The sequence below is a fragment of the Microbacterium sp. P5_E9 genome (genome assembly GCF_054049175.1).
On the sequence record NZ_JBFUMV010000079.1, the window covers coordinates 1 to 654 of the forward strand.

Consider the following 654-nt stretch of genomic DNA (forward strand, 5'->3'; position numbering starts at 1 on the left):
ACCAATCGCGTGAACCGCGAGTTCGTTGACAAGCACACCTCATTCCGACTTGGCAACGCCGACATCGGCTACGGGCTGCGGCCGGAGCATCCTTTGCAGAAGGCCGCGAAAAATGCGGGCGATGCCGGTGGGTCGAAGCCGATCACCTTCGACGATTTCGCCAAGTTCGTGTCGACCTACGATCTGGAGTACACGGCGAAGATCAGCGGCGTTCCGAAGAACCGGCTGGAGGCGCTGGCAGAGTTGTATGCCGACCCGAAGGTCAAGGTCATGTCGTTCTGGACGATGGGGTTCAATCAGCACACGCGCGGTGTGTGGTGCAACAACATGGTCTACAACATCCACTTGCTGACTGGCAAGATCTCGACACCTGGCAACAGTCCGTTCTCGCTGACGGGCCAGCCTTCGGCTTGCGGCACGGCGCGCGAAGTGGGCACCTTTGCCAACCGCCTGCCGGCCGACATGGTGGTGACCAACCCCAAGCACCGCGCCCATGCCAAAGAGATCTGGAAACTGCCCGAAGGCACCATCCCCGGAATTCCCGGCTACCACGCCGTACTGCAGAACCGCATGCTCAAGGACGGCAAGCTCAATGCCTACTGGGTCATGGTCAACAACAACATGCAGGCGGGTGCGAACCTGATGCAGGAAGGC

Annotated in this window: 1 protein-coding gene; it reads left to right on the top strand. The window is 60.4% G+C overall.

Annotated elements, in window-relative coordinates:
* A partial coding sequence (locus tag ACXJ3V_RS20315) for a molybdopterin-dependent oxidoreductase (protein WP_457102166.1) occupies positions 1–654 on the top strand: 654 nt, incomplete at both ends.